This window comes from Mycolicibacterium rhodesiae (assembly GCF_002086695.1).
GTDB lineage: Bacteria > Actinomycetota > Actinomycetes > Mycobacteriales > Mycobacteriaceae > Mycobacterium > Mycobacterium rhodesiae.
Window position 1 is genome coordinate 74,625 of sequence record NZ_MVIH01000018.1, and the last position, 14,478, is coordinate 89,102.

Consider the following 14,478-nt stretch of genomic DNA (forward strand, 5'->3'; position numbering starts at 1 on the left):
AGAGCGGAAAATGGCTAATTCCCCTGACCTTTCGCGCTGGGCAGGCCGGCGTCGACGGCCGCACCCAGGAGTCCGAGGTCGGTCCCCAGATCGGCGGCGGTTGCGCGGACGACGGCGACGTCCTTGCCGATGAATTCGCCGACGGCAGCGATGAATCCGCTCGCTGAGCCGACACGCGCGATCGAATCCAGAGCCCGGCTGGTGCCGCTGCCGTGGGGGAGCGCGCGAAGCAGAGTGGTTTCGTCGACACCGAGGCGATCGGCAAGCCCGACCGCCTCCGCCACGATGCCGATCTGCGCGGCGAACAGCGCGTTGTTGATCAACTTGACCCGCTGACCGAACCCCGTCGGTCCGACGTGCAGCACCGGGTCGGCATAGCTGGCCAGCAGCGGCCGGGCTCGCTGCACCGCCTCGTCGTCGCCGCCGACGAACACCGTCACCGTGCCGGCGGCGATGTCGTGCGGTCCGCCGCTCACCGGTGCGTCGAGCACGCCGATGCCGGCGTCGCAGGCCCGCGCGGCGATCGCTTCGGCGGTGCGCGGATTACCCGTCGTGTGCAGGATCAGCACCGAGCCCGGGGGCATGGCACCCAACAGGTCGTCGGCAAGGACGATCTGGCGCACCTGCTCGTCGGTGAAGACACAGAGGACCACCGCGTCAGCGTCGCGGGCCACGTCGGTGGCGCTGCCGACTGCGATGGCGCCCAATTCCGTTGCTGAGGACCGCTTCTCGGGAGTCCGGCCGAGCACGGTGACGTGGTGGCCTGCGTCGGCCAGCCGCCGCACCATGGGTGCGCCCATCCGGCCCGCACCGATGAAGCCCACCTTCACCGTGGATTGTCCATCAACCTCAGTGCGGCATCGGCGGCGTCCAGCACCGCGCCAGGCACGGCGCCCGCTTTGTCGGCAATGCCCGCGATCAGGCTGACATCCTTGTGCAGCAGCCCCGCGGCGACCTGCTTGAGGATGTCCAGGCTGCCGCCGAAGCGGGCCACGCTGCCCAGTGCGAAGCTGTTGGCCGACCCCCGGGTGATGACCTCCGACAAGCTCTCGGGTGTGATGCCCAGTGCCGCACCGAGATCCAGTGCGGTCTTGGCCGTTGCGATGTTCGCGGTGAACAACAGGTTGTTCAGCAGCTTGGTGACCTGGCCGGAGCCGATGTCCCCGAGGTGCACGATCGGGTCGGCGTAGGTGGCGAACACCGGGCGGACCTTCTCCACGATGGCGTCCTCACCGCCGACCATCACGAGCAGCTTTCCTTCTTCGGCCGCCGGGCCACCGCCGCTGACCGGGGCATCGATGACCGAGACTCCCTGAGCTGCGGCCTGCTCGGCCAACTGACGGCAGGTGTCGGGATGAACGGTGGCATGCACCGCGATGATGCCGCCGGGCTGCAGTCCGGACAGCACGCCGCCGTCACCGGTTGCCACTTCGAGCACGTCGGCGTCACCGACCACACACAGGCACACCAGGTCACTTTTGGCGGCCAGCTCCTGCGGTGAGGCCGCGACCGTGGCCGCGGTCTCGGCGAAGGGTTCCACCGATGCGGCGCGCCGAGCCCACAGTGTGAGCGGGTAGCCGCCCTCGACGATCCGGCGTGCCATGGGTGCGCCTTGGCTGCCCAGCCCGATGAATCCGACGCGCATTAGCCGGCCTCTCTGTCCATGTCGGCGGTGATGCAGTGTGTGAAGAATGACAAGACACTCGAATGATATTGCGCCGCAGTAACACCCAGACTCAGATTGTGGCCTGCGCCGTTCTGGTGGTGGATCTCCACGCTCGCCGACGAGCCGAACAGTGCCGCGATGTCGGCCAGCGCTTCGGGCGTCGAGTCCCACACTCGTTCGTGCTCGGCGGCGGTGAAGCGCACCGGCGCGGCGACTTGACCGGCAAGCGCCGGGAAATCACGGCCGGCCCAGTGGGTCGAGATCTCCGCCTCCTGCGGGGGCGCGCCGGCGGAGCCGACGGCGTTGATCACGTCGGCGGGGTAGAGCTCTTCGGGCGCCCAGATCAGCTCCCGCAGGCCGGCGGGTCGGTGGGTCGGTGTTGCCTGCTTGAGAATGGCTTTGGCAGCGGGATATTGGCGCAATCCGGTGCCGGCCAGCTCGACGCCCAGCAGGTCGCGACTGCGCTCGGCGACGGCCATCCGCAACGCGAGTTCGCAGCCGTTGGAATGCGCCAGGATGAACAGGCCCGCGCCACGTTCTCGCTTACCGAGCATGGCGTCGGCGGCCCCATAGGCCAACTCGACGCGGCGTTGGGGTTCCCACATCGAATCGGAGTAGGGCGCCGACGCCCCGTAGCCCGGCCGGTCGAGGGCCACCGCGCTGAAACCCGCTGCGGCCGCGGCCCGTAAGAATGACAGCTCGGGGTGATTGGGGCAGTCGAAGTATGCCGCCGAGGACGCCCCGCCGTGCAGGGCGATGACGACTCCCTGCGGATCCGCCGCCTCGGCGAACAAGCCCGACATCGGGATCCCGTCGACGGGGACCACCCTGCGCACGGGTGCTGTCATGAATCGACTCGCATCAGCAGCACGCCGCTCGGTGTCAGCCCGCCGCTGCTCGCCACCGCGACGCGGGCGCCTGCGACCTGCCGATCGCCGGCCTCGCCGCGCAACTGGCTGACCGCCTCGTGGATCAGGCCCATGCCGTGGGTTCGGCCGTGGGAGAGCTGGCCGCCGTGGGTGTTCAACGGAAGCACACCGTCGCGGGCGATGTTGGCACCGCCGTCCAGAAAATCCTTCGCCTCGCCGATGCCGCAGAAGCCGAGCGCCTCGAGCCACGACAAACAGTTGAAGGTGAACCCGTCATACAGCTCGGCGACGTCGACATCGCTGGGACGCAGGGAGGTTCGCGTCCACAGATGCGCCGACTGGCCCAGCACCTGCGGCTCGTGGGTCAGCGTGGTCTGATCCCAGTCGGTGCGTTCGACGATCTGGGTGCCGACCGCCTCGAACAACACCGGCGGCTTGGGCAGGTCGCGGGCGGTCTCCACGGCGGAGACGATCACGGCGACCGCGCCGTCACAGGGCACATCGCAGTCGTAGAGCCCGAACGGCGTGGTGATCGGCCGCGCCGACAGGTAGTCCTCCATCGTCATCGGGTCACGGTAGATGGCGGTCGGATTCAGCGCGGCGTTGGTCCGCTGATTGATCGCGATCCAGCCCAGCGTCTCGCGGGTGGTGCCGTACCGGGCGAAGTGCCGTTGGGCGTTGAGCGCCAACGTATGTGCGGCCGACGTCGCGCCGAACGGCATCTGCCAGCTGCTGGTGCGCGCCCCGCCGGGCGGCGCCATCTTGCCCTGCTTGAGCAGCTCCTGGAAGGTCGACTCCCACAGCGTCCGGAAGCACAGCACGTGCCGGGCCATCCCGGTGGCGACGGCCATCATCGCCGCGATGATGGAGCCGCCAGGGCCGAAGGTGTCCATCCCACCGTTGATCCACGTCGGGCGCAGCCCCAGCGCGCTCTCCAACGCGGTCACCCCACCTTCGCCCATGCCGGCGATGTCGAGGCCAGGGTAGGTGGACAACCCGTCGATATCGGCGAACGTCAGGCCGGCATCGGCGACCGCGGCTTCGCAGGCCTCGACGGTCAACGACAGTGGGTTCACCATCAGGCGGCGCCCCAGCCGTGATGCGCCGATCCCGGTGATCGCCGACCGCTCCTCGAACTTGGTGCTGGTCAGCGGCGGCCGGACATGTTTGGCGAAGTCCTGCGGCGCGATCTCGTCGGCAGGCTGCTCGGCGATCTGTTTCGGAGTCACCGGACGGAACAGCGGCAGATACACGTCGTCGTTCTGCTCGAACACGACTTCGACGAGCTGGCCGAGTTCGAGATCGGCGGGGTCGACGTCGATGATGTTGGTGGTCAAACGGACTCGTGGATCCTCCTGAATCGCCACCTGGGCCACCACGTAGGGCGCGGGCAAACCCGGGATGCTGAACCGCTGGTTGACGGTGAACGCCGACAGCACCGCCTTGCCGCTGACCGGCCGCGCTTTGAGGTCGTGGCTTCCGCAGTACCGGCACACGGGCTGCGGCGGATGGATCAGCGAGCAACACCCTTGGCACTCCTGGATGCGCAGGGTGCCGTCGGCTCCCGCGGTCCAGAAGAACTCGTTCTCGCCGGTGACCTGAGGCAGCGGGGCGCGGGTCACTGGGCGTAGCCCCAGCGGGCCTCGAAGACCGGTGATTCGTCGGCCGGTGTGCCCGCAGGCCTGGTCCCGCCGTCGAACTCGTCGTCGCTGATCTCGATGATCGCGTGCACCGGGCAGTCGAACAGCGCTCGCAGGACATCGTCGCGATCGGTCTCGGCCACCCTGCCGTCCCCGACCAGCGACGCATAGCCCCAGTCGTCGAGCGAAAAGTGCCTGGGCGCGTGCTTGGCGCAGGCGCCGAAGCCGTCACAGAGCGTCCGGTCCAACCGAATTCGGATCTCACCGCTCATGGGTGCGTCACCGCCTCAACCTCGTAGGGACGCTGGGCGCTGAATCGGCTCGCCCCGCACGGATCGCAGGCGCCGGCCAGATGTTCTTCGACAATCGCGGGAAAATGCTTGAGCAGGCTGCCCGCTACATTGGCCGCGCCGTCGAGGGTGGCGCAGGCACCCCGGCCGCGCAGCACAACTGACCAGCGTTCCAGACGGGCCACGTCGTCGGCGGTGGCTGCGCCGTCGCGCAGCGCTCCTGCGGCCGCGGCCATTGCCGCCGTGCCGTTGAAGCACGACCCGCACTGCCCGGCGTTCTCCCGGTCGAAGTAGGCGAGCACCGCCGCCGCGACGGCCACCGGACAGTCGTCGGTCAGAACCGCCACCGCGCCACAACCCAGGCCGCATCCGAGCTCGCGGAACGTCTCGTGATCCAAGGTGGTGTCGAGCACTTCGCGATTCAACAACCCGGCGAAGTATCCGCCCATCAAGGCGCCCTGCACCGAGTCCGGCGAAACACCGTGTAGGGCAAGCAGATCGCGGAACGGCATGCCGTGGGGCACCTCGTAGAGGGCCGGCGGCCGTCCGGCGCCGGTGATCGTCATCAGGAAGGTGCCCGGCGAGGCCGCCGTACCTGCCGACCGGAATGCCGCGGCGCCGTTGCGTCGGAGATAGGGCAGGTTCGCCAGCGTCTCGACGTTGCTCACCAGAGTGGGATGTCCTGCGACGCCGTGCTGGAACGGCCGTGGCGGCTTGTCGGTCGGTTTGGCCGGCCCGCCGTTGACGGCGCGGACCGCAGCGGTTTCCTCACCGGCCACGTAACCGGCGGCTACTGTGACGATCGAAATCTGAAGGCCGCCAAGCGTATCGAAGCCTACTTCGCTGAGCGCGTCGTCGACGGCGCGCGCCGCGTCGAGATCGGAGACGTAGACGTAGGCGTGCTGGGCGCCGACCAGGCGGGCGGCCAGTCGCACGCCGTCGAGCACCAGGTGCGGACGGTGGCGCAATAGCCAGCGGTCCTTCACTGACGCGGGCTCGCCTTCTTCGCCGTTGGCCAGCACGACGGTGTCATGGCCGCGGGTGTGCGCGGCGCGCACTGTGCGCAGTTTGACCGCCAGCGGGAAGGCGGCGCCCCCGCGACCGAGCAAGCCCGAGCCCTCCACCTCGGCGAGCAGGCTCTCGGCGCTGTCCAACGGCGAGTATCCGCCGACGGACATGTACGCGCTCATGCTCTCCACCGTTGCGGGCAGTCGCAACAGCCGCGGGGTGATTCCCGGTGCGCAGGCGACGGTCAAGGCTGTGCCCGGGGGTGCGGTGGCATTCATCGGTCACCTCTTCTGATTCGGGCACCCGGCGCGAGATCGCTAGGCTGAGGCCCATGAGAACGGCGGTGGTGCGTGTCGATGTCGACCCGGCCGGTGAGCTGACGCCGGCGCAGCTCGCCGAGGGGGTAACGGCGCTGCGCACGCTCGCCGATGACAGCGGTGTGACCGTGGTCGACAACAACCTGGCTGCGATGCCGCGCGGCCGCAGGGAGGCCGAACTGCTGATCGGCAACGCCTCGCCAGCCGATCTGACGACGGTCGGTGTCACCTTGTGCGCCAAGGCATTCGGCACCGAACCGGTGATCGGTGTGGTTACCTACGTCAGCCGCGGGACCGACGAGGATGCGCACGGGGTGCTGGCGGGGTTCGGCCTGCGCGGTGAGATCGCCCGAATCGCGGGCGACGACGGCTACGACATTCTGGACGTCACGCTGAGCAAGGCCGACATGGCGCGCATCCCGGAGAGCCGGGTGCACACCGCGTTGGAGGCGTCGACCAACTGCGAGATCCACATCCACCTGGTCTGAGTACCACCGGATGCTCATCGGCCCAGGAAGTCCAGAATGGCCGGGGCCGCCTGCACCCAGGTGTCGAACATGTTGAAGTGTTTGACCTTTCCGGATGCACGGTCCTCACCGGCGCGCTCCCAGGCATCCTCCGGCCACGGCGGATCGATGAGCGTGGAACCCTTGATGAGGCAGTTCACCTCGAGTGAGGTGCGCTTGGGGTGGTCCCAATCGTTCTCGCCGCCGCGAATGATCAGGGTCGGCACCTTGATGTCGCCGAAGAACTCGTCGTCGACGCCGGGGATCGCCTGACCGGGCTTGGGCACGAACGCGTTGAGCCAGCGCAGCATGACCCGGAGGAACTCGTCGGAGTCCATCGCAAGGATGCGCTCTTTGTTCACCGGGTTCTCGGCGATGCGCTCCTTCCATTCATCTACGTGCAGAAGGCCTTTGATCCCGAGGCCCCGCACCGCGAGGATGCTGGGCACCAGATAGTAGGAGCCCAGCACGAAGCTGCCGTAGACGCCGCCGACGATGTTCCATGTCACCAGCTTGGTGGCGATCTCGGGGTACAGGATCGTGGTCAGGATAGAGTCGCGGGCGCCGCCCGAGCCGCCGGCGATGATGCAGGGACCGATACCCAATCCGGTGATCAACCCGTGCAATGTCTCGGCGCGCATGTGGGATTCGCTCTGCCCGTAGAACTGGAGGTCGGACTTCCCGCAGTTGGGCCGGTCCCACAACAGAACCCGGTAGCCGCCCTTGACCAGCTCCTCGGCCAGCGGTCGCAAGCCCTCGATGTCCTTGCTGTACCGGCCGCCGGGCGTCAAGGCGATGAAATCACCTGTTTCGCCCAGGATCTCGTAGACGACGTTTCCGCCGTTGATGGTCATGACCTGTTCGCCGTCGCGCAACTGCGGACCCGCGGTCACCGGCGTACTCATCCGCCGTTGATTCGCTCCGCAAGCGTCGCTCATGCCATCACCAGAACGTCATCGCCCACTACGCGTACCGGGTAAGTGCGGATACTCCACTCCGGTTTGACCGCCGTCGTGCCGGTCGCCAGCTCGAATCCCCACTGGTGCCAGGGGCAATAGATGTATTCGAGATCGCGCACCATCACCGCGTCGCCCGGAACGCTCTCGTCGACGATGTTGCGCCCCCGGGGGCGTCCCGAGCACAACGGGCCGCCTTCGTGCGGGCAGTAGTTGGCGATCGCGTAGAACGTGCCGTTGACGTTGTACACCCCGACGCCATGCCGGCCGATCGGCACCAATTTGTGCGTGCCGGGGGGAATTTCGTCCACGCTGGCGACGACATGCTCTCGGCCCTGCGCGAGGCGGGGCTGTTTCTCGGGTTTGGTCATCTGCTCAGAACACCCGCGTCTGACCCTCGAGGGCCGGGACGGTGTCGGGCAGGCCGTACGTCTCGATCCCGTTGCGGAACATCACCGCTTCGCGCGCATGCTCGGGCAGGTGCTTGACCAGCCAGCGCGGGTCGTCGTAGGTCCAATGCGGATAGTCGGACGAGAACAGCAGAATCTTCTCGCATTCCATCCATTCGAAGGCCCGCAGCAGTTCGGTCTTGTCCTCGGGATAGTCCAGCGGTTGGGTGGTGAACTTGATGTGGTCCTTGACGTATTCGCTGGGCTTGCGCTTGATGTCCAGCCAGGACTTGCGCGCTTCGTAGATGGCGTCCATCCGCCACATCAGCGGCAAAATCCAGCTGAAGGCGTGCTCCACGAACACGATTCGCAAGGTGGGGAACCGGTCGAAGAGCCCGTCGAAGATCATGCTCATCACCTGGTTTGCGGCCAACAGTGAGTAGCTGACCATGAAATCGTGGTTGTAGCTGGGGAAGCCGACCGGCGGGATCGGCAGGGTCTCGAAGAAACCCCGCGACAGGTGGCAGCTGACCGGTTTGTTCGCCTTGACGGCCGCCGCCCAGATCGGGTCGTATTTCGGGTCGCCCCACGAAGGTCGCGGCTCGGCTTTGATCATCACCTGGGCCATGTATGGGTGCTCGGCCCACTTCTCGATCTCCCGGGCGCCGCCTTCAGGGTCCTCGATGGCGACCAGGATCGAACCGCGCCAGCGTTCGTGCCAGTTGGTCTTGCTGTCCAGCCAGTGCTCGGCCTGCCAGGTGTTGTGCGCGTAGGACAGCGCCGCGGTGGCTTCGGGTATCCGGCAGGGTGCGTGGGCGGGTTCGAGGATGCAGACGTCCGCGCCGGCCTCCATGATGGCCTGCCGCAGCGCGAGGTCGGGGTCGCTGCAGGCGAATTCGCCGTCATCGGGGAAGGTGTCGACGCGCATCGCGTAGGCGTGCGCGTAATCGGGAGCGTCGTAGTAGATCGTCTCGCCGACCCGATGGTTCCTGAAGTACTTGGTACGTATCGGCTCAGGGATGTACTCCTGGAGCACGCCCCGTTTGGGCACCGGGTGCACATCTGAGTCGACGCACCGGATCGCGATACGTTCGGCGGGAGCGACTCGCTCCTGGCTGTGGGCGAGAGTCATCGTGATCTCCTTAGCTCTCTGTGCGAGTCAGTGTGTTCCGACGCCTGCGGGGATGTCTATGCCGTAGAGCGCCGCGGCGTTGCGCCAGCAGACTTTCTCGCGCTGCTGCGCGGTCCACGCGCTGGGCAGAGCGCGGACATCGCCGCAATGCCAGTGCGGATAGCTCGAGCCGAACATCAGCATGTCCTCCTTGCCGGTGAAGGACAGCCACTCGTCGGCGAAGTCGGCTTCGCCAGGCCCGTCGAGGCTGTTGTGGATGAAGTGGACGTGCCCGGGCAGATAGTCGCTGGGCATTTTCGGCGCCCACGGAGTCTGCTCCAGGTGCGGCCGTCCGAAGCAGTCCATCCGCCACATGAACGGTGTCAACATGTCGCCGGCGCCGTCGGCGAAGACGAACTTCAGGTCCGGCATGCGCTCGAACACGCCCTCGGCGATGAGGTTCAGCAGGTGATAGATGTAGTTCAGCGAACTGAAGCCCAGGTACTGCTCGTAGGTCCTGGTATGCCCGGACGGCGTCGGGGGGAACGCGATGCCCTCACCGGTTTCGATGTGGGTGGCCACCGGCAGGCCCGCGTCGGCGGCCGCCTCCCACAGATCCCAGAACTGCGGCTTGCCATAGAGTTCGCGGGACTGCAGCGGGATACCGATCTGGACGACGCGCGGGTGATCCTTGTACTTCTCGATCTCCCGCAACGCGCCGCGGATGTCGTCGGGGTTGACCCGGATGGTGCCGCGGAAGCGCTCACCGAGTTCGGGATGATCCAGCCAGCGCGACACCAGCATCTCGTTGTGGGCAGCCAGGATCGCCGTCCCCAGGTGCCGGTCGGGCATGATGCCGCGGCCCATCGGATGCAACACCGCGACATCGACGCCGCGATCGTCGAACAGTTGCCGTGCGACGAAGGCCGGATCGGAACCCGGGTACTGACGGTCCGGCCCGCGAGTCCCCTCGAGATATTCGCCGCCAGGCGCGCCGTACCAGTCCATTTCGTAGTCGGGAAAGCCGCGGCTCTTGAACGGCTCCCGCATCACGCCGCGCAGCTCGGGAGTGGACCCGAAGAAGATGTGCACGCTCGCGTCGATGACGGGAGTCGTCGTCCCGTCGCGGTGCTCTATCACCAAAGCCGCCTTCCGGAGGTCCGTCTGCGACGTACCCAAGTTCTTCAAGAGCAAGAATACTGTTCTCACGAGTGAGAGTAGAACCTCGTTACCACTTTGCCTCAACCGACCGTAGGCAGCAAGCAAATCAGCCGGTAGAGTGCGATACCGTCTTAGGAGAACCTACGGTTCACGAATAGAGAATTAGATTTCCATTCGGGTGTTCTGGGCCCCGGGTAGGAGGCGGCGAGTGCTGTTGGAATTCGATGCTGATCAGCGGTTGTGGCAGGACACTGTGCGCGACACGGTAGCCAAGCAGTGCCCGGCGTCGCTGATCCGCGGAATCGCCGAGGATGGCGTCGATCCGACCCCGCTATGGGAGTCCTATGTAGATGCCGGTTGGACAGAGCTGGCCGAACCAGAGAACGCGGTTGAGCTGGCGATCGTGCTGGAGGAGTTCGGCCGGGCGACGGACCCGACGCCGTTCCTGGCCACCCTCACCCAGTTCGCGCCGCTGGCCGGTGATCGCTACGACCCGCGGCAGGCGGGGACCGCCGTCTTCGAGGGCGTCACCGCTCATCGCGCCAGCAGCGGGTGGGTGCTGTCCGGAACCTCCCGGTACGTCCTGGACGCCGACCGGGCTCAGAAGCTCGCGGTGGTGACCGACGCCGGCGTGTTCCTCGTCGACGCCGCCGTCGCCACCGTCACCCGGGTCTCGGTGTTCGATCCGGTCATGCACGTCGCCGACGTCACCTTTCCCGGTGTGGTGGTGTCCGACGACGATCGGGTGCACGCTGACCCCGAGCGGGCCCGCCACGTCGCACTGACCGGAGTCGCGATCACGACGGTCGGGGCGTGTCAGCGGATCCTCGATCTGGCTCTCCAGCACGTCCGGGATCGGCACCAGTTCGGAGTACCGATCGGCTCCTTCCAAGCGGTGCAACACAAAGCGGTCGACATGCACGTCGCGATCGAGCGGGCTCGTGCCCTGGCCTACTTCGCCGCGTTGACCATCAGCGCCGACGATCCGCGCCGCCGAGTGGCCGCCGCGATGGCGAAGGCCGCTGCCGGCGACTGCCAGTCGGTCGTCTTCCGGCACGGCCTGCAATTGTTCGGTGCCATGGGGTTCACGTGGGAGAACGACCTCCAATTCGCGCTCAAGCGGGCCAAGTCCGGTGAGCTCATGCTGGGCGGCGCCGCCGAACACCGCGCCGTGATCGCCGACGAGTACCGGGAGCTCTGACATGCAACTTTCGTTCGATCCCGAGGTCGAGGCGTTTCGCGAGGAGTTCAGTGCGTTCCTCGATGCCAACCTGCCCGGCGAGGCCGAAACCCAGGAGCGGCCACGCTCGGTGTCACACATGCCGGCCTGGGCCAGGCGCTGGCAACGGCTGTTGTTCGACAACGGCTGGCTCCTGCCCGGTCAGCCGCCTGAGTTCGGCGGCCGCAACGCCTCGATCCTGCAGCAGTTCGTCCATCTCGAGGAGCTCTGCCGTCGCAGGATCTATCACAGCTTCAACCCGCAAGGTGTGAACATCATTGCGGCGTCACTGATCTCATTCGGATCCGACGAGCAGAAGCACCAGTGGGCGGTACCCGTGCTCAAGGGCGAGAAGACCGCATCGCTGGGCATGAGCGAGCCGAGCGCGGGATCGGACCTGGCCTCCCTGCGCACCCGCGCCGTCCGGGACGGCGACCACTTCGTGGTGAACGGACAGAAGGTGTGGACCTCAGGGGCCCATGACGCCGATTTTCTGCTGACGTTCGTTCGGACCGACCCGGACGCCCCGAAGCACAAGGGCATCAGCGTGCTGCTGATCCCGACCGACCTTCCCGGGGTGGTCTGCCGGCCGTTCGCATCGATCTGCGGGATCGACGACAAGGACTTCAATGAGGTCTTCTTCACCGATGTCCGGGTGCCCGCGGAGAACCTGGTCGGCCCTCTCAACGGTGGTTGGGGAGTGGCCAACGGTTCCCTGGGCCACGAACGCACGATGATGTGGCTGGGCTTCGCCGACCGGATCGCCAACATGATCGGGGACTTCGAGCCGAAGACGCCGCTGGAAAAAGACCAGTACGCGTCGATGATCATGGACTACCAGGCATTGCGACTGATGGGTTCTTCGGGACTGGCCAAGGCTGCACGCGGCGAAACCGACGTGGCCTCGGTGTCGGTGGTCAAGCTGTTCGGTTCCGAGGCTGAGCTGCGAGCGTCCGAATACGCGCTCACGGCAAGCGGATCCGATGGGCTGGTACACCCGTCCAGCACCGGGCCCTATGCGCACCTCAATCTGGACCACTACTTCGCCAGCTGGTTCGAGCGTCATGCCCGCAGTTTCTCCGGAACGATCGCCGGCGGCACTTCGGAGATCCAGCGCAACATCATCGCTGCGCAGGTGCTGAGCCTTCCTCGGTCGAAGTAAGCCGACCCACCTGACCCAACCCCCGCCCGCGCGCGACGCCGGGGCACGCCGGCCTCGCCGCCCGCGATCCTGGCGTACCGGTCGCGCGCCTGATGAGAGCGGCTTTCTGCATCGGGGTTAATTCCGGCGTGAGGTGGGTATAGAGCCCTCACTTGTTCGGATCCAAGGTGCTGGAAACCTGCCGGCACCGCACCGTGAGTCGTTTGCTGACCGAATTCCGACGTCGTCAAGAGGCTCTCAGGAATTCTCAGGTTATTCCGAGTTGCACAGGTCAATAAATGACCTGTAGTTAACTCACAACGCAAGCAAAACGGCGATAATCGAGCTATCCCAGCGAATAGTTATCGCGCTGCGACTCAACTGCGTTACCCCAGTCGTAGAACCCGTCACCTGGGCACTCCCTGACTGGTCCCGCCGGTACTCGGCACCGAGCTGCGTCGACCGCGATGTTCCCCATCGCAGCGCGGTTCAAACCGGTTTCTGCAAACTGGTCGCGCTGTTGAGCGTCCATCGTGCTGAGCGCTCCCACGACCGGCCCCCCGCCACCCAGGCGGCGTGTCGCGATCGCGATTCGCGACGAATTTTTTCCAGTGCCCGGAACGCCCACCTGCCAGCAGCAGCGAACGGGACGGCGCGGCGCACCTGGCGCACTGGTGCTTGCTGATCGTTCGCTTGGCTCACGGTTATTGTGCTGCGGACCGGTGGGGTCGCGGTGGCCGCGATCCCGGGCGCAGCGGGGGTCCGGTTACCTCATTAGGTGTGCTTACGCGCTGGCTGTGCCCCAGCATGGCCCCACCGCGACGGGCAGCGCCAGCCGGGTGGGCAGCGGACGCACAAGTATTTGCTGTATCGATATATGCGTACACGTTAAATAAGATCGGCTAATTTCGATCTAGCTAACTTGAAACGAATGGATCACGGATTCGACACAGCAACGCCAAAAATCTGAGAGCAAACACTTGGCTACTTAGGTTCTTCTCAGGTATGTTCGCGCTTGTCGGGGCACAGCCATTTTGAAGGGATAGTCATGGACGTTGCTGTTCGGTCGTATCTGACCGCGGGGGTGGCAGTCTTCGGGGCCAGCGCGATTGTGCTGGCGCCCATCCAGGTGACACCGCCGGATCTCCATCTGGTGCGTGATCGCGCTATGTCGGCTCTTGCCGACGTTTCACTGTCCTCACTTGAAGACGTGATCCAAGCCATCAACAACGGGTGGAACGGTGTGAAGGGCGGACTCAACGCCCTCAACAGCGCCGCTGACACCGCGATCACGCAGTTTGGCGATGCCCTGCAGTCGACCCTGATCGCCGGGATCGGTTCGGGCAACACCGCTCTGCAGTCCGTCGTCGACGGCCTGCTCGACGGTGGGAGCACGCTCGCCCGCGCAGTCGACAACGCCATTGCCGCATTCCCGAACCCGCAGGCGTTCATCGACGCGGTGGTTCAGGCCTTCTCCAACATCGATGTCAATCTCGGGCTGGCGCTCCAGGCCGCGCTGAATGCGGCACTGAACCTGAACCTGGCGCTGGACCTGAACGCGGAGGCGTTGGCCAACGCCTTGATCGCCGGCGGAGCCGCTCTTGCCGCGGCATTCAACGCCGCGGTCGCGGGCTTCCCGACGCCGGCCGACTTCGCGGCGGCGTTCGAGGCTGCGCTGTCCGCCGTCAACCCCACGCTCGGCATCGTCGCCAACGTGATCACCAACCTCACCGGTGCGCTGGGAGACGTTGTCCGCGCGGCGATCACGGCCAAGGTCGACATGTTCCAGGCAGTGCTCACCGCGCTCGCCGACAGTGGCAGCGCGTTGTTCGCGGCCTTCCAGGCTGCGTTGTCGGCGTTCCCGAACCCGGCGGCGTTCATCACCACGCTGGTTCAGGCCTTCACCAACATCAACGCCAACCTGGGCCTGCAGCTGATGCTGGCGCTCCAGGGCGAGATCGGCAGCGTGGGTGACCTCCTCCAGGCTCTGGTGAACGGTGGCGCCACGCTGGCGGCGGCATTCAACGCGGCTCTGGGCGACTTCCCGACCCCAGAGGCCTTCGTCAACGCCCTCACCGGTGCGCTGGCGGCGCTCAACCCGACGCTGGGCGTTCTCGCGAACGCGTTCACCACGTTCACGGGTCAGCTGGCGACCACGATCCAGGCCGGAATTGCGGCCGGGCTCACCGGTTTCCAGGCTCTGCT

Annotated in this window: 13 protein-coding genes and 1 pseudogene; 4 read left to right on the top strand and 10 right to left on the bottom strand. The window is 66.3% G+C overall.

The window, feature by feature from the left end; translation table 11 throughout:
* Window positions 1-14 precede the first annotated feature (14 nt).
* Genes BST42_RS25065 through BST42_RS25090 form a run of 6 tightly spaced genes read right to left on the bottom strand, consistent with a single transcriptional unit; the run spans window position 15 to window position 5,751 of the window.
* A complete protein-coding gene (locus BST42_RS25065; RefSeq protein ID WP_083122109.1) occupies window positions 15-830 on the bottom strand; it encodes an NAD(P)-dependent oxidoreductase in 816 nt (271 codons plus the stop codon).
* The gene (locus BST42_RS25070; RefSeq protein WP_083122111.1) at window positions 827-1,645 is read right to left on the bottom strand and encodes an NAD(P)-dependent oxidoreductase; all 819 of its coding nucleotides are present in this window, start codon (window positions 1,643-1,645) and stop codon (window positions 827-829) included. The genes BST42_RS25065 and BST42_RS25070 overlap by 4 nt, the downstream gene beginning before the upstream one ends.
* Window positions 1,645-2,514, bottom strand: coding sequence for an alpha/beta fold hydrolase (locus tag BST42_RS25075; protein WP_083122112.1), 870 nt, complete (start codon window positions 2,512-2,514; stop codon window positions 1,645-1,647). The genes BST42_RS25070 and BST42_RS25075 overlap by 1 nt, the downstream gene beginning before the upstream one ends.
* The gene (locus BST42_RS25080; protein WP_083122115.1) at window positions 2,511-4,157 is read right to left on the bottom strand and encodes a thiolase C-terminal domain-containing protein; all 1,647 of its coding nucleotides are present in this window, start codon (window positions 4,155-4,157) and stop codon (window positions 2,511-2,513) included. Before BST42_RS25080 ends, BST42_RS25075 begins: the two co-directional genes overlap by 4 nt.
* On the bottom strand, window positions 4,154-4,435 hold the full coding sequence (locus BST42_RS25085; RefSeq protein WP_435406066.1) for a ferredoxin: 282 nt from the start codon (window positions 4,433-4,435) through the stop codon (window positions 4,154-4,156). The genes BST42_RS25080 and BST42_RS25085 overlap by 4 nt, the downstream gene beginning before the upstream one ends.
* Before the next feature lie 8 nt (window positions 4,436-4,443).
* Window positions 4,444-5,751 carry an NADH-ubiquinone oxidoreductase-F iron-sulfur binding region domain-containing protein gene (locus BST42_RS25090; protein ID WP_083122121.1) on the bottom strand — a complete coding sequence of 436 codons (1,308 nt, stop codon included), beginning with the start codon at window positions 5,749-5,751 and terminating at the stop codon, window positions 4,444-4,446.
* 53 nt (window positions 5,752-5,804) lie between these two features.
* Between BST42_RS25090 and BST42_RS25095 the strand changes: the two genes are divergently transcribed.
* Entirely contained in the window at window positions 5,805-6,278 is a 474-nt protein-coding gene (locus BST42_RS25095) for a hypothetical protein (RefSeq protein ID WP_083122125.1), read from the top strand.
* Window positions 6,279-6,292: 14 nt separating this feature from the next.
* Here BST42_RS25095 and BST42_RS25100 read toward each other — a convergent pair whose 3' ends face one another.
* Genes BST42_RS25100 through BST42_RS25115 form a run of 4 tightly spaced genes read right to left on the bottom strand, consistent with a single transcriptional unit; the run spans window position 6,293 to window position 9,892 of the window.
* Complete coding sequence (locus tag BST42_RS25100) at window positions 6,293-7,201, bottom strand: alpha/beta fold hydrolase (protein WP_083122128.1); 909 nt, start codon at window positions 7,199-7,201, stop codon at window positions 6,293-6,295.
* Between the two features lie 29 nt (window positions 7,202-7,230).
* The gene (locus tag BST42_RS25105; protein ID WP_036344104.1) at window positions 7,231-7,623 is read right to left on the bottom strand and encodes a Rieske (2Fe-2S) protein; all 393 of its coding nucleotides are present in this window, start codon (window positions 7,621-7,623) and stop codon (window positions 7,231-7,233) included.
* Window positions 7,624-7,627: 4 nt separating this feature from the next.
* On the bottom strand, window positions 7,628-8,773 hold the full coding sequence (locus BST42_RS25110; RefSeq protein ID WP_083122132.1) for an amidohydrolase family protein: 1,146 nt from the start codon (window positions 8,771-8,773) through the stop codon (window positions 7,628-7,630).
* Window positions 8,774-8,800: 27 nt separating this feature from the next.
* Window positions 8,801-9,892, bottom strand: coding sequence for an amidohydrolase family protein (locus BST42_RS25115; RefSeq protein ID WP_083122135.1), 1,092 nt, complete (start codon window positions 9,890-9,892; stop codon window positions 8,801-8,803).
* Between the two features lie 229 nt (window positions 9,893-10,121).
* Here BST42_RS25115 and BST42_RS25120 point away from each other — a divergent pair, with 229 nt between their 5' ends.
* From BST42_RS25120 to BST42_RS25130, 3 genes and pseudogenes are all read left to right on the top strand, one after another.
* A complete protein-coding gene (locus tag BST42_RS25120) occupies window positions 10,122-11,114 on the top strand; it encodes an acyl-CoA dehydrogenase family protein (RefSeq protein WP_083122138.1) in 993 nt (330 codons plus the stop codon).
* A gap of 1 nt (window position 11,115) precedes the next feature.
* Window positions 11,116-12,294 carry an acyl-CoA dehydrogenase family protein gene (locus BST42_RS25125; protein WP_083122141.1) on the top strand — a complete coding sequence of 393 codons (1,179 nt, stop codon included), beginning with the start codon at window positions 11,116-11,118 and terminating at the stop codon, window positions 12,292-12,294.
* Window positions 12,295-13,321: 1,027 nt separating this feature from the next.
* Window positions 13,322-14,478, top strand: a pseudogene (locus BST42_RS25130) (hypothetical protein); the annotation flags it as partial.

Bases quoted from the DNA above. Each gene is read 5' to 3' on its own strand.
- BST42_RS25070 (WP_083122111.1), bottom strand. From the start codon at position 1,645: ATGCGCGTCGGATTCATCGGGCTGGGCAGCCAAGGCGCACCCATGGCA.
- BST42_RS25075 (WP_083122112.1), bottom strand. From the start codon at position 2,514: ATGACAGCACCCGTGCGCAGGGTGGTCCCCGTCGACGGGATCCCGATG.
- BST42_RS25090 (WP_083122121.1), bottom strand. From the start codon at position 5,751: ATGAATGCCACCGCACCCCCGGGCACAGCCTTGACCGTCGCCTGCGCA.
- BST42_RS25095 (WP_083122125.1), top strand. From the start codon at position 5,805: ATGAGAACGGCGGTGGTGCGTGTCGATGTCGACCCGGCCGGTGAGCTG.
- BST42_RS25100 (WP_083122128.1), bottom strand. From the start codon at position 7,201: ATGAGTACGCCGGTGACCGCGGGTCCGCAGTTGCGCGACGGCGAACAG.
- BST42_RS25105 (WP_036344104.1), bottom strand. From the start codon at position 7,623: ATGACCAAACCCGAGAAACAGCCCCGCCTCGCGCAGGGCCGAGAGCAT.
- BST42_RS25110 (WP_083122132.1), bottom strand. From the start codon at position 8,773: ATGACTCTCGCCCACAGCCAGGAGCGAGTCGCTCCCGCCGAACGTATC.
- BST42_RS25125 (WP_083122141.1), top strand. From the start codon at position 11,116: ATGCAACTTTCGTTCGATCCCGAGGTCGAGGCGTTTCGCGAGGAGTTC.